Source organism: Klebsiella sp. CN_Kp113 (assembly GCF_040064585.1).
Lineage (GTDB): Bacteria > Pseudomonadota > Gammaproteobacteria > Enterobacterales > Enterobacteriaceae > Klebsiella > Klebsiella michiganensis.
This window is the reverse complement of sequence record NZ_JBEAID010000017.1, coordinates 44,787-64,169: the sequence shown is the minus strand read 5'-3', so window position 1 is coordinate 64,169 and position 19,383 is coordinate 44,787. Positions and strand designations below refer to the sequence as shown.

18 protein-coding genes are annotated in these 19,383 nt (G+C 59.9%); 11 read left to right on the top strand and 7 right to left on the bottom strand.

Going from position 1 to position 19,383, the window contains the following annotated elements:
- Nucleotides 1-40: 40 nt before the first annotated feature.
- From ABLV30_RS08755 to ABLV30_RS08740, 4 genes are all read left to right on the top strand, one after another.
- Nucleotides 41-1,558: a carbohydrate porin gene (locus ABLV30_RS08755; protein WP_348865591.1), complete on the top strand. Its 1,518-nt coding sequence runs from the start codon at nucleotides 41-43 to the stop codon at nucleotides 1,556-1,558.
- A 137-nt stretch (nucleotides 1,559-1,695) separates the two neighbouring features.
- A complete protein-coding gene (locus ABLV30_RS08750) occupies nucleotides 1,696-3,066 on the top strand; it encodes a sucrose-specific PTS transporter subunit IIBC (protein WP_014837718.1) in 1,371 nt (456 codons plus the stop codon).
- Entirely contained in the window at nucleotides 3,066-4,466 is a 1,401-nt protein-coding gene (locus tag ABLV30_RS08745) for a sucrose-6-phosphate hydrolase (RefSeq protein ID WP_048261531.1), read from the top strand. The genes ABLV30_RS08750 and ABLV30_RS08745 overlap by 1 nt, the downstream gene beginning before the upstream one ends.
- A gap of 30 nt (nucleotides 4,467-4,496) precedes the next feature.
- A complete protein-coding gene (locus tag ABLV30_RS08740; protein ID WP_032694592.1) occupies nucleotides 4,497-5,501 on the top strand; it encodes a LacI family DNA-binding transcriptional regulator in 1,005 nt (334 codons plus the stop codon).
- Between the two features lie 107 nt (nucleotides 5,502-5,608).
- Here the strand turns inward: ABLV30_RS08740 and ABLV30_RS08735 are convergent, their stop codons facing one another.
- The 6 genes from ABLV30_RS08735 to ABLV30_RS08710 form a co-directional block, all read right to left on the bottom strand.
- A complete protein-coding gene (locus ABLV30_RS08735; RefSeq protein WP_032748533.1) occupies nucleotides 5,609-5,905 on the bottom strand; it encodes a hypothetical protein in 297 nt (98 codons plus the stop codon).
- Entirely contained in the window at nucleotides 5,892-6,230 is a 339-nt protein-coding gene (locus tag ABLV30_RS08730) for a helix-turn-helix transcriptional regulator (protein ID WP_032694593.1), read from the bottom strand. Before ABLV30_RS08730 ends, ABLV30_RS08735 begins: the two co-directional genes overlap by 14 nt.
- A 149-nt stretch (nucleotides 6,231-6,379) precedes the next feature.
- Nucleotides 6,380-7,219: a PRD domain-containing protein gene (locus ABLV30_RS08725; protein ID WP_064405459.1), complete on the bottom strand. Its 840-nt coding sequence runs from the start codon at nucleotides 7,217-7,219 to the stop codon at nucleotides 6,380-6,382.
- Nucleotides 7,216-8,640, bottom strand: a complete 1,425-nt coding sequence (locus ABLV30_RS08720; RefSeq protein ID WP_064405455.1) for a glycoside hydrolase family 1 protein — start codon at nucleotides 8,638-8,640, stop codon at nucleotides 7,216-7,218. Before ABLV30_RS08720 ends, ABLV30_RS08725 begins: the two co-directional genes overlap by 4 nt.
- Entirely contained in the window at nucleotides 8,637-10,517 is a 1,881-nt protein-coding gene (locus ABLV30_RS08715; protein ID WP_348865590.1) for a beta-glucoside-specific PTS transporter subunit IIABC, read from the bottom strand. The genes ABLV30_RS08720 and ABLV30_RS08715 overlap by 4 nt, the downstream gene beginning before the upstream one ends.
- A gap of 211 nt (nucleotides 10,518-10,728) precedes the next feature.
- Nucleotides 10,729-11,658 carry a LysR substrate-binding domain-containing protein gene (locus tag ABLV30_RS08710; protein ID WP_025107100.1) on the bottom strand — a complete coding sequence of 310 codons (930 nt, stop codon included), beginning with the start codon at nucleotides 11,656-11,658 and terminating at the stop codon, nucleotides 10,729-10,731.
- A 171-nt stretch (nucleotides 11,659-11,829) separates the two neighbouring features.
- On the opposite strand from ABLV30_RS08710, the gene ABLV30_RS08705 reads away from it, so the two are divergent.
- From ABLV30_RS08705 to ABLV30_RS08675, 7 genes are read left to right on the top strand one after another with little or no spacing between them, the layout of a single operon-like run.
- Nucleotides 11,830-12,780, top strand: coding sequence for a branched-chain amino acid ABC transporter permease (locus ABLV30_RS08705; RefSeq protein ID WP_064405453.1), 951 nt, complete (start codon nucleotides 11,830-11,832; stop codon nucleotides 12,778-12,780).
- A gap of 10 nt (nucleotides 12,781-12,790) precedes the next feature.
- Complete coding sequence (locus ABLV30_RS08700) at nucleotides 12,791-13,897, top strand: ABC transporter ATP-binding protein (protein ID WP_046876915.1); 1,107 nt, start codon at nucleotides 12,791-12,793, stop codon at nucleotides 13,895-13,897.
- The gene (locus ABLV30_RS08695) at nucleotides 13,894-14,661 is read left to right on the top strand and encodes an ABC transporter ATP-binding protein (protein ID WP_025107103.1); all 768 of its coding nucleotides are present in this window, start codon (nucleotides 13,894-13,896) and stop codon (nucleotides 14,659-14,661) included. The genes ABLV30_RS08700 and ABLV30_RS08695 overlap by 4 nt, the downstream gene beginning before the upstream one ends.
- Nucleotides 14,654-15,373, top strand: a complete 720-nt coding sequence (locus ABLV30_RS08690; protein WP_046876916.1) for an ABC transporter ATP-binding protein — start codon at nucleotides 14,654-14,656, stop codon at nucleotides 15,371-15,373. The genes ABLV30_RS08695 and ABLV30_RS08690 overlap by 8 nt, the downstream gene beginning before the upstream one ends.
- A gap of 27 nt (nucleotides 15,374-15,400) precedes the next feature.
- Nucleotides 15,401-16,558: a branched-chain amino acid ABC transporter substrate-binding protein gene (locus ABLV30_RS08685; protein WP_023320490.1), complete on the top strand. Its 1,158-nt coding sequence runs from the start codon at nucleotides 15,401-15,403 to the stop codon at nucleotides 16,556-16,558.
- Between the two features lie 17 nt (nucleotides 16,559-16,575).
- Complete coding sequence (locus ABLV30_RS08680; RefSeq protein WP_025107105.1) at nucleotides 16,576-17,058, top strand: L-2-amino-thiazoline-4-carboxylic acid hydrolase; 483 nt, start codon at nucleotides 16,576-16,578, stop codon at nucleotides 17,056-17,058.
- On the top strand, nucleotides 17,055-18,296 hold the full coding sequence (locus tag ABLV30_RS08675; RefSeq protein WP_049082174.1) for a Zn-dependent hydrolase: 1,242 nt from the start codon (nucleotides 17,055-17,057) through the stop codon (nucleotides 18,294-18,296). Before ABLV30_RS08680 ends, ABLV30_RS08675 begins: the two co-directional genes overlap by 4 nt.
- A gap of 45 nt (nucleotides 18,297-18,341) precedes the next feature.
- Here ABLV30_RS08675 and ABLV30_RS08670 read toward each other — a convergent pair whose 3' ends face one another.
- Nucleotides 18,342-19,364 carry an ABC transporter permease gene (locus ABLV30_RS08670; RefSeq protein WP_170873311.1) on the bottom strand — a complete coding sequence of 341 codons (1,023 nt, stop codon included), beginning with the start codon at nucleotides 19,362-19,364 and terminating at the stop codon, nucleotides 18,342-18,344.
- Nucleotides 19,365-19,383 lie beyond the last annotated feature (19 nt).

Sequence of the window (19,383 nt, the reverse complement as noted above, 5' to 3'; positions counted from 1 at the left end):
AAAACAACATTTTACATTTTCCTTTCGGGATGCAACCAGCATGTATAAAAAAAGCACACTCGCCGTCCTTATCGCTTTGCTAACCGGCGCCGCCTCAGCCCACGCGCAAACGGATCTCAGCACGATCGAAGCCCGTTTGATCGCCCTGGAAAAACGCCTGCAGGAGGCGGAAAACCGGGCGCAAACTGCGGAAAACCGCGCCGAGTCGGCGGAGAAACAGGTCCAGCAGCTCACCGCGCAGCAGCAGAAAAATCAGGACTCGACGCAGGAAGTGGTTCAACGTACCGCCAAACTCGAGAAGAAGGCCGATGAGAAAAGCGGCTTTGAGTTTCACGGCTACGCCCGCTCCGGCGTGATAATGAATGATTCCGCCGCCAGCACCAAATCCGGCGCCTACATGACGCCAGCGGGGGAAACCGGCGGGGCTATCGGTCGTCTGGGAAACCAGGCCGATACCTATGTTGAAATGAACCTTGAACACAAGCAGACCCTGGATAATGGCGCGACGACCCGTTTCAAAGTGATGGTCGCCGACGGACAAACCACTTATAACGACTGGACGGCAAGCAGCAGCGATTTGAACGTTCGTCAGGCCTTTGTCGAACTGGGCAACTTGCCCACCTTCACAGGGGCGTTTAAAGGCTCAACCCTGTGGGCCGGGAAACGCTTCGACCGCGACAACTTTGATATTCACTGGATTGACTCTGACGTTGTGTTCCTCGCCGGTACCGGCGGCGGTATTTACGACGTCAGGTGGAACGACAGCATCCGCAGCAACCTCTCGCTTTACGGGCGCAATTTCGGCGATATTGCTGACTCGAGCAACAGCGTGCAGAACTATATCCTCAGCATGAACAACTTCATCGGTCCGGTGCAGGTGATGGTCAGCGGGATGCGGGCAAAAGACAACGACGACCGTCAGGATACCAACGGTAACCCGGTCAAAGGCGATGCGGCAAATACCGGGGTACATACGCTGCTCGGCCTGCACAACGACAGTTTTTACGGTCTGCGTGAAGGCATCAGCAAAACCGCCCTGCTCTACGGTCACGGCCTGGGCGCGGAAGTTAAAGGTATCGGCTCTGACGGCGCGCTACGGCCGGGAGCCAACACCTGGCGCTTCGCCAGCTATGGCACCACCCCGCTCAGCGAAAACTGGTCTATCGCCCCGGCGATCCTGGCGCAAAGCAGTAAAGGCCGTTATGCCGATGGCGACAGCTATCAGTGGGCCACGCTCAACATGCGCCTGATCCAGGAGATCAACCAGAACTTCGCTCTCGCTTACGAAGGCAGCTACCAGTATATGGATCTCAAACCCGAAGGTTATAACGATCGTCATGCGGTAAACGGTAGCTTCTACAAGCTCACCTTCGCCCCGACATTTAAGGTCGGAAGCATCGGTGATTTCTTCAGCCGCCCTGAAATCCGCCTTTACACCTCGTGGATGGACTGGAGCAAAAAACTGAATAATTACGCCAGCGATGACGCGCTGGGCAGCAATGGTTTTACCTCGGGCGGCGAATGGTCGTTCGGTATGCAGATGGAAACCTGGTTCTGACGGTGAATGCCTGACGACAGGCCCCTCCGGGGCGACGACGCGCCTTTCATCGCCCCGGACACAATAACGACGCAGAGACTGCGCCCCCGTTAACGCGGGACGACAACACGAATTTTTTTACGCATTCAGAGGGTACTATGGATTTTGAACAGATTTCCCGCTCGCTGCTTCCGCTTCTGGGAGGCAAGGAAAATATCGCCAGCGCCGCGCACTGCGCCACGCGCCTGCGCCTGGTGCTGGTCGATGACGCGCTGGCCGACCAGCAGGCTATCGGTAAAATTGAAGGGGTTAAGGGCTGTTTCCGCAATGCCGGGCAGATGCAGATTATTTTCGGCACAGGGGTGGTGAATAAAGTCTACGCCGCCTTTATTCAGGCGGCAGGTATAAGCGAATCCAGCAAATCGGAGGCCGCCGACATCGCGGCGAAAAAGCTTAATCCTTTCCAGCGCATCGCGCGCCTGCTGTCGAACATCTTCGTACCGATTATCCCGGCTATCGTCGCCTCCGGCCTGCTGATGGGCCTGCTGGGGATGGTCAAAACCTACGGCTGGGTTGACCCGAGCAACGCCCTCTACATCATGCTGGATATGTGCAGTTCGGCGGCGTTTATCATTCTGCCGATCCTGATTGGCTTTACCGCGGCCCGCGAATTCGGCGGTAACCCCTATCTCGGCGCGACGCTCGGCGGCATTCTGACCCACCCGGCGCTGACTAACGCCTGGGGCGTGGCCGCCGGTTTCCATACCATGAACTTCTTCGGCCTCGAAATCGCCATGATCGGCTATCAGGGGACGGTGTTCCCGGTTCTGCTGGCGGTGTGGTTTATGAGCATCGTTGAGAAGCAGCTGCGCCGCGCGATCCCCGATGCCCTGGACCTGATCCTGACGCCGTTCCTGACGGTGATTATTTCCGGTTTTATCGCCCTGCTGATTATCGGCCCGGCCGGTCGCGCGCTCGGCGACGGCATTTCGTTTGTCCTCAGCACCCTGATTAGCCACGCCGGCTGGCTCGCCGGGCTGCTGTTTGGCGGTCTCTATTCGGTTATCGTCATTACCGGTATTCACCACAGCTTCCACGCCATCGAAGCCGGGCTGCTAGGCAACCCGTCCATCGGGGTCAACTTCCTGCTGCCGATCTGGTCCATGGCCAACGTCGCCCAGGGCGGCGCCTGCCTGGCGGTATGGTTTAAAACCAAAGACGTCAAAATCAAAGCCATTGCGCTGCCTTCGGCGTTTTCCGCTATGCTGGGCATCACCGAGGCGGCGATTTTTGGTATCAACTTACGCTTCATGAAGCCGTTTATCGCGGCGCTGATCGGCGGCGCGGCGGGCGGCGCGTGGGTCGTGTCAGTGCACGTCTATATGACCGCAGTCGGCCTGACGGCGATTCCCGGCATGGCCATCGTGCAGGCCAGCTCGCTGCTGAACTACATTATCGGCATGGTCATCGCCTTTGGCGTCGCTTTCGTCGTCTCTCTGCTGCTGAAATACAAAACGGACGCTGAATAATGTCACTACCATCACGTCTGCCTGCGATTTTGCAGGCCGTTATGCAGGGCCAGCCGCGCGCGCTGGCCGATAGCCATTATCCACGCTGGCACCATGCGCCGGTGACCGGGCTGATGAACGACCCCAACGGCTTTGTCGAGTTTGCCGGGCGCTATCATCTGTTCTACCAGTGGAACCCGCTCGCCTGCGATCATAAGTTCAAGTGCTGGGCGCACTGGAGTTCAGAGGATCTGCTGCGCTGGCGGCATGAGCCTATTGCGCTGATGCCGGATGAAGAGTACGACCGCAACGGCTGCTACTCCGGCAGCGCGGTGGATAACAACGGTACGCTCACCCTGTGCTATACCGGCAACGTGAAGTTTGACGACGGCGGCCGAACCGCGTGGCAGTGCCTGGCGACGGAAAACGCCGACGGTACCTTCCGCAAAATCGGTCCGGTCCTGCCGCTGCCGGAGGGCTATACCGGCCACGTGCGCGACCCGAAGGTCTGGCGGCATAAAGACCGCTGGTACATGGTACTGGGAGCGCAGGATCGGCAAAAGCGCGGTAAGGTGCTGCTGTTCAGCTCCCCGGACCTTCATCAGTGGCGCAGCGAGGGCGAAATCGCCGGCTACGGCATTAACGGCCTGAGCGACGCGGGCTATATGTGGGAGTGTCCGGATCTGTTTCCGCTCGGCGACCAGCATATTCTGATCTGCTGCCCACAGGGGATTGCTCGCGAAGAAGAGCGCTTCCTCAATACCTATCCGGCGGTATGGATGAGCGGCGATGTCGACTACGACCGCGCCGCGTTCAAACACGGCGAGCTGCACGAGCTGGACGCCGGGTTTGAGTTTTATGCCCCGCAAACCATGCACACCAGCGATGGCCGCCGCCTGCTGGTCGGCTGGATGGGCGTCCCGGACGGTGAAGAGATGCTTCAGCCGACGCTTGCCAGCGGCTGGATCCACCAGATGACCTGCCTGCGCGAGCTGGAATTTATCGACGGCCGGCTCTACCAGCGTCCGCTGCGCGAGCTGACCGCCCTGCGCGGGGAGGCGCACGGCTGGCAGGGGAACGCACTGCCGCTGGCGCCGATGGAAATCGCCCTGCAAACCGCCGGCGACGACGCGCTAAGCCTTGATTTCGGCGGCGCGTTAACCCTGGAGCGCGACGCCAGCGGTATCCGCCTGGCGCGACGCAGCCTCGCCAGCGACGAAATGCACTATCGCTACTGGCGCGGCGAGGTGCGCTCGCTGCGGATTTTCATCGATCGGTCGAGCGTGGAGATTTTCATCAACGACGGCGAGGGGGTGATGAGCAGCCGCTGCTTCCCGGATTATCCGGCGCAGCTGATTTTCTCCGGCAGCGCGCCGGATGCATTCTGCTACTGGCCGCTGCGAACATGCATGATAGAATAAGCGTTTTGCTTTCAGGCTCATGGCGTCGTAATGAAAACCAAACGCGTAACCATTAAAGATATCGCCGAACTGGCGGGCGTTTCCAAAGCGACCGCCAGCCTGGTGCTGAACGGTCGTGGCAAGGAGCTGCGCGTGGCGCAGGAAACGCGCGAACGCGTGCTGGCGATTGCCCGCGAGCAGCACTATCAGCCGAGCATTCACGCCCGCTCGCTGCGCGATAACCGCAGCCACACCATCGGCCTGGTGGTGCCGGAGATCACCAACTACGGCTTTGCGGTCTTTTCCCATGAGCTGGAGATGCTGTGCCGCGAAGCGGGCGTCCAGCTGCTGATCTCCTGTACCGACGAAAACCCCGGTCAGGAGAGCATGGTGGTCAATAACATGATTGCCCGCCAGGTCGACGGCCTGATCGTCGCCTCCTGTATGCATAGCGATGCCGACTACCTGAAGCTCAGCGAACAGCTACCGGTGGTGCTGTTTGATCGCTGTCCTACTGAAAGCGCGCTGCCGCTGGTGATGACCGATTCGATTACCCCGACGGCGGAGCTGATTTCCCGCATCGCGCCTCAGCATCACGATGAGTTCTGGTTTTTAGGCGGCCAGCCGCGTCTGTCGCCCTCCCGCGATCGCCTGGCCGGGTTTACGCAGGGTCTGACTCAGGCGGGCATTGCGCTGCGCCCGGAGTGGGTGATCAACGGCAACTATCACCCCAGCTCCGGCTATGAGATGTTCGCCGCCCTCTGCGCGCGCCTGGGCCGGCCGCCAAAGGCGCTGTTTACCGCCGCCTGTGGTCTGCTGGAAGGGGTGCTGCGCTATATGAGCCAGCACCATTTGCTGGATTCAGACATCCACCTGGCAAGTTTTGACGATCACTATCTCTATGATTCGCTGTCGCTGCGTATTGATACCGTCCAGCAGGACAACCGCCAGCTGGCCTGGCACTGCTACGATTTAATCAGCCAGCTGATTGACGGCAATACGCCTGAGCCGCTACAGCGCTACCTGCCGGCGACGCTGCAGTTTCGGCATCGGTGATACTACGGAGGTTTAAAAGGTTATCGAAACGCGTTAACGGACTATTTGTCTTGCCGCGTTGAAAATGCAGTGGCACCGGGCGCGTTAAAGCCACGACTTACGTAGTCTCAAAATCTCTTCTGGCGCGCCTTCAAATATGAAAGGATTAAAAAACATCCTTCCCCAGAAGAGTTTTCTGTCCACTTCACTTGCAAACCAGGGGCAGGTACAATTGCGCCTCTGACTAAAGGAAGCTCCGGCACATAAACCGCTATCGCCTCTTTCCGCTCCAGATAACTGCGGCCGTAGTTGAAAATAAACCGACCGTTGTCTCTGCTTAACACTCCGGCGACAACGGGTTCTGTTGCTCCAGGCAGCCAGATCCAGACATACACTTGCTCAAGGCTATTCTCAGAAGTCATCATTTATCACCTTCCTTGAGTGATGAACCGCACGCGGCATTAATGACAGCGTTTTCTCTGCATTAGCAATATGTAACGCCAGAGCAGAACGATCTGGCGTAAACAGCGGCACGCCCACTATTGTCGCCAGTTCAAATACCGCGCCAATCGCACATCCCATATCGCCTTCCTCAGCACGATAAACCAGCCCACGCGACACGCCAGCACGTTCTGCCAGCTCCTCGATAGTGAGTCTGGATTCTATGCGTGCGGTGCGGATCATCATTCCCAGCAACCGTGCTGCATCGCGACTGTAACGAGAGTAGGTTCGGGTTGACGGCTTTGCCATAATGCTTCTCTTGTCTTATTAATAGAACGTAGTTAGCGATTATAACCTGTTTATAGAACACTACAAATGAGCCAACTCAGTCATTCCAAAGAGCTCATGTCCCATAAAAAAAACAGAAATGGCTATTACGCCCCATTAAAAGAACACAATCACGCATCCAGTCCCGCGATCCGCACCAGATGAACGGTGAGCCACAGCAGCTCGTTGCCGCCGAGGGTGATATCGAGCTGGGCTTTGACGTAATCGCGGATTAGCAGCGCGCAGCGGTATGCGTCCGGATACGCCTTAATCACCTGCACCAGCAGAAAACTGTCCCGCGCGCCGTCCAGCTCCCCCTCCTGTAAACGCTGGAGGAAAAACTGCATATGGACCAGAAAGCGCGAGTAGTTTATCGAGTCGGTGTCTATCTGCTGCTTAAAGTGGTACTGCACGAGATTAAAAATATCCTTCAGCATTTTCACCGACTGCATGGTCTGCGCCACGTCGTCGCCCTCGCTCTGGCCGTTTACCAGATGAAAGGCGATATTCCCGGCTTCCTCCTCCGGTAGTTCGATCCCGTACTGCTGACGAATAATCGTCACCGCCTCGCTGGCGACGCGGAATTGCTGCGGATAAAAACGCCTGACTTCCGGCAGCAGGCGATTTTGAATGGCGATCCCTTTACGGCTGCGCTCGATGGCAAAGGTCAGGTGGTCGGCGAGGGTAAAGAAAATCTGCTCGCGAACCTTGCCGGCGAGCTGCAGATTGGCGCGGGAAATAATCATCGCCGCCATTTCGATGACCTCATCCGGAATGGCGGAGAGCGCCTCAAGATAGCCGCTGCGCGCGCCGAGCGTCTGGGTCACGAACAGCTTCTCTATCTTCTCCGGGGCGATCTCGTCCCCGGGTCTGCTATTGAAACCAATGCCTTTCCCCATGACGATAACCTCCCTGTTATCGTCATCCGTAGAGAGCACGAGGCTATTATTGAGCACCTTCTGAACAATCATCTCTGCGACTCGTCGTGGTTGCCGTTCTGCGCGATGACATCCTTATACCACCAGAAGCTGCGTTTGCGGATCCTTTGCAGGTGCTTCAGGTCATCCTCGCCGCGATCGACATAAATAAAACCGTAGCGCTTGGCGTATCCCTGGTGAGTGCTGACCACGTCAATCGCCGCCCACGGGCAGTAGCCCATCAGCTCGACGCCGTCGGCTATCGCCAGCCGCATTTGCTCGATATGCGCCTGTAAGAAGGCGATGCGATAGTCATCATTTACCGTCCCGTCATGCTCCAGCTTGTCCGGCGCGCCCATCCCGTTTTCGCTAATCAGAATCGGCAGACCGTAGCGCTCGCACACTTTACGCAGCGTCAGGCGCAGCCCCACCGGGTCAACAACCCAGCCGTAGGGGGTTTTGCCAACCCACGGATTTTCCGCCGGACGATAAACCCCCTCTTCGCCCAGCATAATTTGCTGATCGCCCGCGCGGGGCGCAACGTCGCCGCCGTCGCCCCGGCTGGCGGCAATGGTGGCGGTCGAGTAGTAGTTAATGGCGATAAAGTCCGGCCTCCCCTGCTGCAAAATCAGCGCATCTTCCGGCTGCACCTCCGGCGCAAGGCCGCGATCCTGCATATAGGCCCACGCCAGGGCGTTGTAGCGCCCATGCACCGCAACATCCAAAAAGCTCCAGCAGCGCAGCGTCTCCCAGTTATGCGCGGCGATGGCGTCCTCCGGCTTACAGCTTTCGGCGTACATCGACGTGGTGTTTATCGCCGGGCCGATGCGCAGCCCGGGGAACTCACGGTGGCACAGGGCGAAGATCTGCGCCTGGGCCAGCATCATATGATGATTCTGCTGGTACAGCGCCTTCTTATCCGGCAGTTCACGATCGGCGGGCACGCCAATCGCGCCGGGATGCAGAATCATGGTGTTCTGTTCGTTGATGGTCAGCCAGAGCGGAACTTTGGCGGCAAATTCGCTGAACAGCAGCCTGGCATAGCGCACGAATGCCTCCCCGGTTTTGCGGTTCAGCCAGCCGCCTTTTAGCTCCAGCGCCCACGGCAGATCGAAGTGGTAGAGCGTCACGATGGGGGTGATCCCGTGGCGCGTCAGGGCGTCGATCAGGCGGTGATAAAAGGCCAGCCCATCCGGATTCACCGGGCCATCGCCGTCAGGTATCACCCGCGACCAGGCCACCGAAAAACGGTAGGCCTTCAGCCCCATCTGCGCCATCAGCGCGACGTCCTCCTCCACCCGGTGATAGTGGTCGCTGGCGATGCGGAAGTCCGCCGTTCCCGGCGGATGGCTGAGCATGTCGACCACCGACGGCCCTTTACCGTCTTCATTCCACGCGCCCTCAACCTGATAGGCCGAGGTGGAGGCGCCCCACAGAAAACCGTCCGGGAACCGGGCCTGCTGTTGATAAATCATACCTGCGCCTCCTTAGCGGATTGCACCATCAGGGGTTCGCCGTAATCCACCTGCGCGGCGGCGGTGAGGCGCAGAGCGCGCTGCGCGTCGCCGTTGACCACAATCACCGGGGTAATCAGGTCGTATCCGGCCTGTTCGATGGCGGGAATATCAAAGCGGATCAGCGCCTGTCCCGCTTCCACCTTATCACCCACCTTCAGCGTAGAGCTAAAGTGCTGGCCGTTAAGATTGACGGTGTCGATACCGATATGGATCAGCAGCTCAAGACCGCTGTCGCTCTGCAGGCCAACGGCGTGGCAGGAGGGCAGAAACATCATTACCGTGCCGCTAAACGGCGCGCGCAGTACCCCTTCTTCGGGACGAATCGCCAGCCCCTCGCCCAGCAGGCCGCCGGAAAAGACGTCGTCGTTCACGTCGCTGAGCGCCACCACCTGGCCGCGCAGCGGGCTGAATACTTCCGTCTCCCCCTCGCTTGTCGGGCTGACCGCAGGCTGCGGCGTCTCGCTCACCGCGTCTTGTTCCTCAGGAACGTCTTTAAAAGCGATAAACCAGGTCAGGGTAAAGGTCACCACGATGGAAATCGCGCAGGTCACCAGCGCATGGACGATGTTCATCGGGTTTTCGCCGATAAACGCCGGCAGCGCAGCGAGGCCTGGCGAGACAAACGCGTAGCGCACCAGCCCGCTCACCCCGGCGTAGACCCCGGCGCAGCCGCCGCCGATCATCGCGGCAATCAGCACCCGGCGGAACTTGAGCAGCACCCCGTACAGCGCCGGTTCGGTGATCCCCAGCAGCGCGGTAAAGCCCGACGAAGAGGCCAGCTGGCGCAGGTTGCTATTTTTGGTTTTCAGCGCCACGCACAGCGTCGCCGCTCCCATCGCCACGTTGGATGCCAGCATCCCCGGGCCGTTAATCATCTCGTAACCGCTTTTACTCAGCTGACCGGTGGCGATCGGCGTCATCGCCCAGGCGGTGCCGGTAATGATCAGGAAGGGCTGCAGGGTGCCCATCAGCATCGGGATTAACCAGCTGGCGTGGCGGTCGATAGCGCCCGCCCCGGCGGCGACCAGATCGTTAAGCAAAATGCCCGCCGGGCCGACCACCACCAGCGCCAGCGGCGCGGTAATCAGCAGAATCAGCATCGGCTTAACGAAAAACTTGATAATCGATGGCGACACTTTTTCGGCGAAGCGCTCCACCCACGACATCAGCCACACGGTCAGAATAATCGGCAGCACCGAACCGGCGTAATCGGAAAGCAGGACGTTGATGCCGACAAAATCGACCGCTTTACCGGCCGCCAGCATCTGGCCGATGCCCGGATGCAGCAGCACGCCCGCGAGGGTCATCGCCAGAATCGGATTGCATTCAAACTTCAGCGACGCGCCGTAGGCCAGCAGCACCGGCAGGAAGAAGAAGGCGGCGTCGGCAATAATATTCAGCAGCTGATACGTCGAGCTGGTTTCGCTAATCACCCCCGTGAGCTTGAGAATGGCCAGCAGCGCTTTAATCATCCCCGCGCCGGTAATCGCCGGGATCACCGGGGTAAAGGTGGTCGAAATGACGCTGATAATCCGGGCGACGATGCTGGCCGGCTTCGCGTTTTTATCGCCGCCTGCCGGGCCTTTCTTCTCCGGCAGCGCCTTATTAAGCCGCCGGTAAACCTGCTGCACCTCGTTGCCGATCACAATCTGGAACTGGCCGCCCTTCTCCACCACGCTGATCACGCCGGGGAGGGAGCCAATCTGCGCATCGTTAACCTTTGCGCGGTCATTGAACTCCATGCGCAGCCGGGTCGCGCAATGGGTGAGCATGCGGATATTTTCCGCACCGCCCACCGCGTGGAGGATTTTGTCTGCTGTTTCGTTATAGTTCATAGTGTTCCCTGGTGTTGGGGCAAAAAAAAAGACCAAAACAGAGACGCTCCCCTTGGCGGGAGAGCATTTCTATTTTGGTCTTGCCTGCTTTCGCAGTAGCACGCCATCATAAAAATGGGTTATTTCGGCGGATTATCTAAGCGCCCCTGCGTAATGACAATGGCGACCGAACAAAAGTGTGAACTGGATTAAGTAAATTCTTAAGTAAATATCAACCGAGGGCCTGCTGGCGTAGCCAGCTCTGCAATAGCTTACCGTTGGGAGTCATCTCGCTATCCTGACGCACGCAGAGATAATAATCCCGGCCATCATCAATTGCCGCATCGAAGATTTTCACCAGCTCACCGCGCTTCAGATAGGGAGCGATCAGCGGCTCGCGCATGAGCGCGCAGCCCAGCCCTGCCTGTACGCCAGCCAGGGTCAACAGGCCATCCTCAAACAGCGGCCCGGTCGAGCGCGGCGGGCGCTTCACGCCCTGCTGCACAAACCACTGATTCCAGGTCGTGCGCTCCTCATCGTGCAGCAGCGGCATCTGCAACAGCTGTTCCGGGGTATCAATATGCCCGTGCAGGCGCAAAAAGGCCTGGCTGCATACCGGCACCATTTTGCCGGAAATCAGCTTTTCGCTTTGATAGCCCACCCAGTGACCGTTGCCAAAGCGGATCGACATATCGGAAGCGTCGCTAAGATAGTTGCGGTGGTTAGCATAAACCACGTTGATTTCGGTATGCGGGTTCGCGTGCACGAACGACGGCAGGCGGGGAATAAACCAGCCCATGCCAAACAGCGGGATCAGGCTGATCGTCACCTGCTGGGTTTGCACCTGCTCGACCAGATGCTCGGTGGCCTGACGCAGCACGTTAAACGCCGCGCGGATCGAGCGATAATACTCCCGCCCCTGCTGGCTGAGAGTCAGCCGCCGCCCCTGCCGTTCGGTAAGCGGGATCTGCAAATAGCCCTCCAGCACCTTAAGCTGATGACTGACCGCCGAAGGCGATATCGCCAGCTCCTGCGCCGCCAGGGTCACGCTGCCCAGGCGTGCGATCGCCTCGAAGGCGCGCACCGCCCGCAGCGGCGGATCGTTGGCCAACGTACTCTCCGACCAGCTAACCGGCGCTTCTGATTGTTCTGTTTTTTTCATATGTTGATTTTCTTAGCGCATTGCGCTATCCGGCGAGTTATTAAATTATATTTAAAATCATAAGGATAGTTAACCACACATTTATAATAAGAAAGAATATATGCGTATTTTACAATTTAATTCATTTGTTGGATGGTAGCTATTATTTGAGCATCTTGTCGGAACAATCAGTTGGACACACTCATACAACAAATCATCAACGGGGTCATGCTCGGCAGCATCTACGCCCTGATCGCGCTCGGCTATACCATGGTGTACGGCATCCTGCGCATTATTAACTTTGCCCACGGCGACATTCTGATGGTCGGCGCGTTGACCACCCTTTCCGGGATGCACGCCCTGAACGCGCATTTCCCTACTCTGCCACCGCTGGCGCAGCTCGGGCTGGCGCTGCTGCTGGCCATGACGGTCTGCGCCCTGCTGGCGATGGCGGTCGAACGCTTTGCCTACCGCCGCCTGCGCAACGCCCCGCGCCTGGCGCCGCTGATCTCCGGGATCGGCGTCTCGGTGCTGCTGCAAACCGTGGCGATGATCGTCTGGTCGCGCAATCCGCTGATGTTCCCGCAGATCCTGCCAATGGATGCGATCGCCGTGACCCACGGCAACGCAGCGCATCCACCGGCTCTCGTTACCGTCACCGGAATCGTCACCGTCGCGCTGGCCTTCGCGGTGATGCTTGGCCTGTGGCTGCTGGTGGAGTACACCCGTTTAGGTCGCGGTATGCGCGCGGTAGCGGAAAATCCGCGCATCGCCACGCTAATGGGCGTTAATCCTAACGCAATTATCGCCCTCACTTTCGCCATCGGCGGCATATTCGCCGCGCTGGCTGGCGTGATGATGGCCAGCAACTACGGCAATGCCAGCTTCTCCATGGGCTTTCTGCCCGGCATTAAAGCCTTTACCGCCGCGGTGCTCGGCGGCATCGGCAATATTCGTGGCGCGATGATCGGCGGCCTGCTGCTGGGCCTTATCGAATCCCTTGGCGCAGGCTATCTCGGCGACCTGACCCACGGCGTCTTCGGCAGCAACTACCAGGATATTTTCGCCTTTATGGTGCTGATCCTGGTGCTGGTCCTCCGCCCTGCCGGTTTGCTCGGCGAACGCGTCGCGCACCGGGCTTAGGAGAAAAATCATGACAACGGCACAACTCGATACGCCTGTCGTCTCCCGCCGCTTCTGGTCCGGGATGACCCTGTTGGTCTGCGCGCTGCTGGTAGCGCCGATGGTCGCCAGCCAGCTCGGCGGCAACTACTGGGTGCGGGTCATCGACTTCGCCCTGCTCTACGTTATGCTGGCGCTGGGGCTGAATATTGTGGTCGGCTACACCGGCCTGCTGGATATGGGCTTTATCGCCTTTTACGCCGTCGGCGCGTATCTGGCGGCGCTGCTGGCCTCACCGCATCTACTGGACGTCTTCCCGATTTTAAATAGTTGGTTTCCGGACGGCCTGCACACCTCCTGGCTGGTGATTATTCCGCTCGCCGCGCTGGTGGCGGCAGGCTGCGGTATCGTGCTGGGCGCGCCGACGCTGAAGCTACGCGGCGACTATCTGGCCATCGTCACCCTCGGGTTCGGCGAAATTATCCGCATCCTGATGCGCAACCTCGACCGTCCGGTCAACATCACCAACGGCGCAAAAGGCATTTCCGGGGTCGATTCGCTGAATCTGTTCGGCCTCAAGTTTAGCGGCGTTTATCACTGGTTTGGCTTTAAAGTCCCGGCGCTGTGGCTGTGGTACTACCTGCTGATGCTGGTGATTGTGGCGATTATTTTCGTCTGCCTGCGGCTGCAGCATTCGCGCATTGGCCGGGCCTGGCACGCCATCCGCGAGGATGAAGACGTCGCCCGCGCGATGGGCATCAACCTGCGGAACTACAAACTGCTGGCTTTCGCTATCGGCGCCTCATTCGGCGGCGTGGCGGGCGCGCTGTTCGGCGCATTTCAGGGCTTCGTTTCACCGGAATCTTTTACCCTGCAGGAGTCGATAGCGGTCCTGGCGATGGTGGTGCTGGGCGGGATGGGGCATATCCCCGGCGTGATCCTAGGCGCGGTGCTGCTGACCGCGCTGCCGGAGCTGCTGCGCAGCCAGGCGGCGCCGGTACAGCAGGCGCTGTTTGGCGAAGTGCTGATTGACCCGGAAGTGCTGCGCCAGCTGTTCTACGGCCTGGCGCTGGTGCTGGTCATGCTGCTGCGCCCTCAGGGCATCTGGCCCGCGCGACATCAAGGAGCGAAAGCATGAGCCTGTTAAGCGTACGCCATATGACGAAGCGTTTCGGCGGTCTGACGGCGGTCGACAACGTATCGCTGAGCATTAATCAGGGTGAAATCTACGGCCTGATCGGCCCCAACGGCGCGGGGAAAACCACCTGCTTTAACCTGATTACCGGGCTCTACCCGGCGGACAGCGGCGAGTTCGCTATCGGCGGCGAAGCCTATTCTCCGAACAATATTGAGAAAGTGACCGCCGCGGGCATCGCCCGCACCTTCCAGAACGTGCGGCTGTTTAACGACATGTCGGTACTGGAAAACGTCATGGTGGGCCGCCATGTCCGCACCCGCAACGGCCTGTGGGCCGCGATCTCCCGTCATAAACGCGCCCGCGCCGAGGAGACGCAAACCCGCGAGCTGGCCTGGCACCTGCTGGACTATACCGGCATCGCGCAGTTCGCCCACTATCGCGCCTGCGACCTCGCCTACGGCCACCAGCGGCGGCTGGAGATTGCCCGCGCGCTGGCCACCGAACCGCGCCTGCTGGCGCTGGATGAACCGGCGGCCGGGATGAACGCCGCCGAGAAGATGGCCCTTGGCGAACTGCTGCTGCGCATTCGCGACGACGGCAAAACGCTGCTGATGATCGAGCATGACGTCAAGCTGGTGATGGGGATCTGCGATCGCCTGATGGTGCTGGATTACGGCAAAACGTTAACCAGCGGCACGCCGGATACCGTACGCCGCGATCCGGCGGTGATCGCCGCCTGGCTGGGAGGCAATGTCCATGTCTGATTTATTAACCGTTAACCAGCTTAGCGTCCACTACGGCGGCATCCAGGCGGTGCGCGACGTCTCATTCAGCGTGAAAGAGGGCGAGCAGACCACGCTTATCGGCGCCAACGGCGCGGGCAAAAGCTCCACCGTCCGCGCCATTACCGGGCTGGAACCCTTTCGCGGCGAAATTCTGTTTAACGGCAAGCCGATCCGCAAACGTCGGGCCGAATCCCTGTTGCGCGAAGGTCTCGTGATGGTGCCGGAAGGACGCGGCATCTTTGCGCGCATGACGGTGCTGGAAAACCTGCAAATGGGCGCCTGGCTCCGACGCGACGCGGCGGCGGTAAAGCAGGAGATGGGCGCCATCTTCGCTAATTTCCCGCGCCTCGCCGAACGCCAGCATCAGCTGGCGGGGCTGCTCTCCGGCGGTGAACAGCAGCTGCTGGCGCTCAACCGCGCCCTGCTCAGCCAGCCGCGCCTGCTGATCCTCGACGAGCCGTCAATGGGCCTGGCGCCGCTGATGGTCGAGAACATTTTTCGCGTTATCGCCACCCTGCGCCAGCGCGGCGTCGCGCTGCTGCTGATCGAGCAGAACGCACGTCTGGCGCTGGAGGCGACCGACAGCGCCTGGGTAATGGATAGCGGCAGCATCGTCGAGCGCGGTCCGTCGCAGACGCTGCTGGCCGACGATCGTATTGCACAGATTTATTTGGGCGAAATGCCCGTTTAACACACCAACCAGCATCAGGGAAAAACAATGAAAACCGTAAAAATCAGCGCGCTCAGCGCCGCTATTCTGCTCAGTGGTTTTGCCTCATCCGCCGCGTGGTCCGCGGCCAGCGAAACCGTTATTATCGGCCTGGCTGGCCCGCTCACCGGCCCTTCCGCGCGTATCGGCAAGGATCTGGAAAACGGCGCGCAGCTGGCGATTGACGATATCAACAAGCAGCACCCGACCATCGGCGGCAAGGCGGTAACCTTCAAGCTGCAATCGGAAGACGATCAGTCCGACCCACGCACCGCCGTTGCCGTCGCCCAGCGTCTGGTGGATAGCGGCGTCGCGGGCGTCGTCGGCCACTGGAACACCGGCACCAGCATTCCCGCTGCGCGGGTTTATCACGATGCGGGCATCGCCCAGGTCGCGCCGGTCGCCACCGGGCACGCCTACACCAAACAGGGTTTCGACACCAGCTTCCGCGTGATGGGCCACGACGATGACGGCGGGCAGTTTGCCGGACAGTACGCGGTACAAACCCTGAAGGCCAAACGCATCGCGGTCATCGATGACCGTACCGCCTTCGGCCAGGGGCTGGCGGATGAGTTTATTAAGTCGCTGGAAGCGCAGGGAATCAACATCGTCGACCGCCAGTACGTCGATGACAAAACCGTCGACTTCAGCGCCGTGCTGACCGCGATCCGCAGCAAAAACGCCGACCTGATTTTCTTTGGCGGCGTCGATAGCCAGGCCGCCCCGCTGGCGCGCCGCATCAAACAGCTGGGTATGAACGCCACCCTGATGGGCGCAGGCGGCTTCGTTAGCCAGACCTTCCTCCAGCTGGCGCAAAAAGAGGGCGACGGCGTGGTGGCGCTGGAGCCGGGGCTGCCGGTCGAGCAGATGCCGGGCGGTAAAGCCTTCGAGCAGGCCTACCAGTCGCGCTATCACACCCATATCGAACTGCACGCGCCGTTCGCCTATGACGCTACCCGCGTGCTGGTCGCGGCGATGGAAAAAGCCGACTCCGTCGACCCTGCCGACTATCTGCCCGCCCTGCGCGCCATTAACTACGCCGGCGTGACCGGACAAATCGCCTTTGATAAAGAGGGCAACCTGAAATCGCCAACCTTTACCGTTTATAAAGTCGTCGACGGAAAATGGCAGCCGCAAACCGTACTCGGCGGCGCAACAACGAAGTAACGCAGTGAGGCAATGTGATGAGTGATAATAACGAGCTGGGCATTCTCGCCCGCCGCAAAATTGAAGCAGAAATAATCAAGCCGATTTACGCCATCCTGGTGCGCGAGATAGGGAAAGCTCGCGCCCAGGCGGTCATCGGCGAAGCGATTGAAAACGCCGCCATTGAGGCGGGAAAAGCGTTTGCCCGCCAGGAGCCGAACGGTGCGGATATCCAGAGCTTTGTCGCGCTGCAGTATCTGTGGGAGAAAGATAACGCCCTGGAAGTCACGGTGCTGGACGCCGACGACCAGCAGTATAACTACAACGTGAACCGCTGCCGCTACGCCGAGATGTACCACGAAATGGGCCTCGGCGAGATTGGCCACCTGCTCTCCTGCGCCCGCGACGATAAATTTATCGTCGGCTACGCCCCGGACGTGGAGCTGACCCGCACCACCACCATCATGCAGGGCGGTAAATGCTGCGACTTCCGCTATCGCGTGCAAAAGGACAAGTCATGATAACCGTCAACGGCGCACGTCTGTGGTCGACGCTCAACGAGATGGCGCTGCTCGGCGCCACGCCGGCGGGCGGCGTGACCCGGCTGGCGCTCAGCGAAGAGGATCGTCAGGCGCGCGACCTGCTGCGCCAGTGGGCTCAGGAGGCCGGCTTTCCCTGCGACGTCGACAGCATGGGCAATATGTTTATTCGCCGCGCCGGTAAAAATTCGCAGTTAGCCCCGGTGCTGACCGGTTCCCACGTCGACTCCCAGCCGCTCGGCGGCCGCTATGACGGCATTTACGGCGTCCTCGCCGGGCTGGAGGCGCTGAGCACGCTGAACGATCGCGGCATTGAGACCGAACGCGATATCGTGCTGGTGAACTGGACCAACGAAGAAGGCGCGCGCTTTGCCCCGGCGATGCTGGCGTCCGGCGTGTGGGCCGGGCAGTTTAGCGAAGCTTTCGCCCTCGCCCGCGAAGATCGCGACGGCATCAGCGTTGGCGCGGCGCTGGAGGCTATCGGCTATCGCGGGGAGCGTCCTGCCGCCGCCTTCCCGCTCCACGCCTGCTACGAAGTGCATATCGAACAAGGGCCGATTCTGGAAGAAGAAGGCGTTGATATCGGCCTCGTTCACGCGGCAATGGGCCAGCGCTGGTTCAACGTCACTCTGGAGGGCTTTTCCGCCCACGCAGGAACCACGCCGATGGGCAGCCGCCGCGACGCGCTGACCGCCTTCGCCGAGCTGGCGCTGGCGGTGGAGCAAATCGGTATCGCCCATAATCCAGACGGGCGTGCGACTATCGGCATGGCGCAGGTCATTCCGGGATCGCGCAACGTGGTGCCGGGAGGCGTGGCGTGCAGCGTCGAGTTTCGTCATCCGCAATCCCCGGCGCTGGAAGCGATGGAACTCGCCCTGCATCGCGCCGCTGAAGCGCTGGCGGCGCGCGGCGTGACGGCAAACGTCGAGCGTATTTTTGATTACGCGCCCATTGCCTTTGATACCGGATGTCTGGCGCGCAGCCAGCGGGCGGCGGACGAACTGGGCTATAGCGCGCGAACCATGGTTTCCGGCGCCGGGCACGATACCTGCTATATCAGCAAGGTCGCGCCCGCCAGCATGATTTTCATTCCCTGCGAGAAGGGAATTAGCCATAACGAAGCGGAGAACATTCTGCCGGAATGGGCGGAGAAAGGGGCGAACGTGCTGCTCAACAGTTTACGTCTTGCCGCGGATGAGCCCGCTTGCGGCGCGACGTAAAGCGCGATACAGCCCACGCCAGCCAAGGCCGTGGGCTATTGCCGATCAATGCTTTTTGCGGTTGCGGCGCATATCGATAGTCACCGCCGCGACGATAATGATGCCTTTGATAATATCCTGCACGTAGGCATCGACGCCGACAAAGGTAAACCCGCTTTTAATCAGGCCAAGGATCATCGCGCCGATTAAGGTCCCGGTGATGCGCCCCACCCCGCCCATCAGGCTGCTGCCGCCGATAACCGCCGCGGCGATAGCATCCAGTTCGTAGGACATGCCCATGCTCGACTGCCCGCTGCTGACGCGCGCCGCCAGCACCACGCCCGCCAGGCCGGAGAGCGCCCCGGCGATGGCATAGACGATCACCAGGTATTTATTCACGTTGATACCGGAGACCTTGGCCGACGTCATGTTACCGCCGATAGCGTAAACGTATTTACCGTAGCGGGTATGCTTCAGGGCGATATGGAAGACCGCGGCGACGACGAAGAAAATAATCACCGGCATCGCCCCCTGGCCGATGGCGGTAAAGCTGTCGGATAAGAAGCTGATTGGGTTGCCCTGGGTGTAGTACTGCGCCAGACCGCGCGCCGACACCATCATTCCAAGCGTCGCGATAAACGGCGGGATGCCGGTGCGGGTCACCAGAAAACCGTTGGTTAAGCCGCACAGAAGACCGACGCCGATGCCGGCGCCAATCGGGATAATCGCCGGCATATTGACCAGCGACGGGAACATCGGCGACAGGCTATCGGAGGTTTGCGCGAGGCTTGCCGCCACCACGGCGGCGAGAGCGATCACCGAGCCGGAGGAGAGGTCAATGCCGGTGGTAATAATGACCTGGGTGACCCCGACGGCGATAATACCGATAATCGCTACCTGCAAAACAATTAATATCAGGCGATTGGTGTTTAATAAAAAGGACTGGTCGCGGACGTACCAGCCGGCAATTTCAAACGTCAGGGCAATCACCAGCATGACGATAAATATCCCGGTATCTTTCGGCAGCCGGTGGCGTAATTGCCCAAAGAAAGAGGGTTTCTCAGTGATCGGGGTCGCCGTTATTTTCATATTGCTCATTCTCTGTGCC

Coding starts and splice junctions, on each gene's coding strand:
- ABLV30_RS08690 (WP_046876916.1), top strand. CDS start 14,654: ATGTCTGATTTATTAACCGTTAACCAGCTTAGCGTCCACTACGGCGGC.
- ABLV30_RS08680 (WP_025107105.1), top strand. CDS start 16,576: ATGAGTGATAATAACGAGCTGGGCATTCTCGCCCGCCGCAAAATTGAA.
- ABLV30_RS08710 (WP_025107100.1), bottom strand. CDS start 11,658: ATGAAAAAAACAGAACAATCAGAAGCGCCGGTTAGCTGGTCGGAGAGT.
- ABLV30_RS08685 (WP_023320490.1), top strand. CDS start 15,401: ATGAAAACCGTAAAAATCAGCGCGCTCAGCGCCGCTATTCTGCTCAGT.
- ABLV30_RS08745 (WP_048261531.1), top strand. CDS start 3,066: ATGTCACTACCATCACGTCTGCCTGCGATTTTGCAGGCCGTTATGCAG.
- ABLV30_RS08735 (WP_032748533.1), bottom strand. CDS start 5,905: ATGATGACTTCTGAGAATAGCCTTGAGCAAGTGTATGTCTGGATCTGG.
- ABLV30_RS08725 (WP_064405459.1), bottom strand. CDS start 7,219: ATGATTGTTCAGAAGGTGCTCAATAATAGCCTCGTGCTCTCTACGGAT.
- ABLV30_RS08715 (WP_348865590.1), bottom strand. CDS start 10,517: ATGAACTATAACGAAACAGCAGACAAAATCCTCCACGCGGTGGGCGGT.
- ABLV30_RS08720 (WP_064405455.1), bottom strand. CDS start 8,640: ATGATTTATCAACAGCAGGCCCGGTTCCCGGACGGTTTTCTGTGGGGC.
- ABLV30_RS08700 (WP_046876915.1), top strand. CDS start 12,791: ATGACAACGGCACAACTCGATACGCCTGTCGTCTCCCGCCGCTTCTGG.
- ABLV30_RS08750 (WP_014837718.1), top strand. CDS start 1,696: ATGGATTTTGAACAGATTTCCCGCTCGCTGCTTCCGCTTCTGGGAGGC.
- ABLV30_RS08675 (WP_049082174.1), top strand. CDS start 17,055: ATGATAACCGTCAACGGCGCACGTCTGTGGTCGACGCTCAACGAGATG.
- ABLV30_RS08755 (WP_348865591.1), top strand. CDS start 41: ATGTATAAAAAAAGCACACTCGCCGTCCTTATCGCTTTGCTAACCGGC.
- ABLV30_RS08695 (WP_025107103.1), top strand. CDS start 13,894: ATGAGCCTGTTAAGCGTACGCCATATGACGAAGCGTTTCGGCGGTCTG.
- ABLV30_RS08670 (WP_170873311.1), bottom strand. CDS start 19,364: ATGAAAATAACGGCGACCCCGATCACTGAGAAACCCTCTTTCTTTGGG.
- ABLV30_RS08730 (WP_032694593.1), bottom strand. CDS start 6,230: ATGGCAAAGCCGTCAACCCGAACCTACTCTCGTTACAGTCGCGATGCA.
- ABLV30_RS08740 (WP_032694592.1), top strand. CDS start 4,497: ATGAAAACCAAACGCGTAACCATTAAAGATATCGCCGAACTGGCGGGC.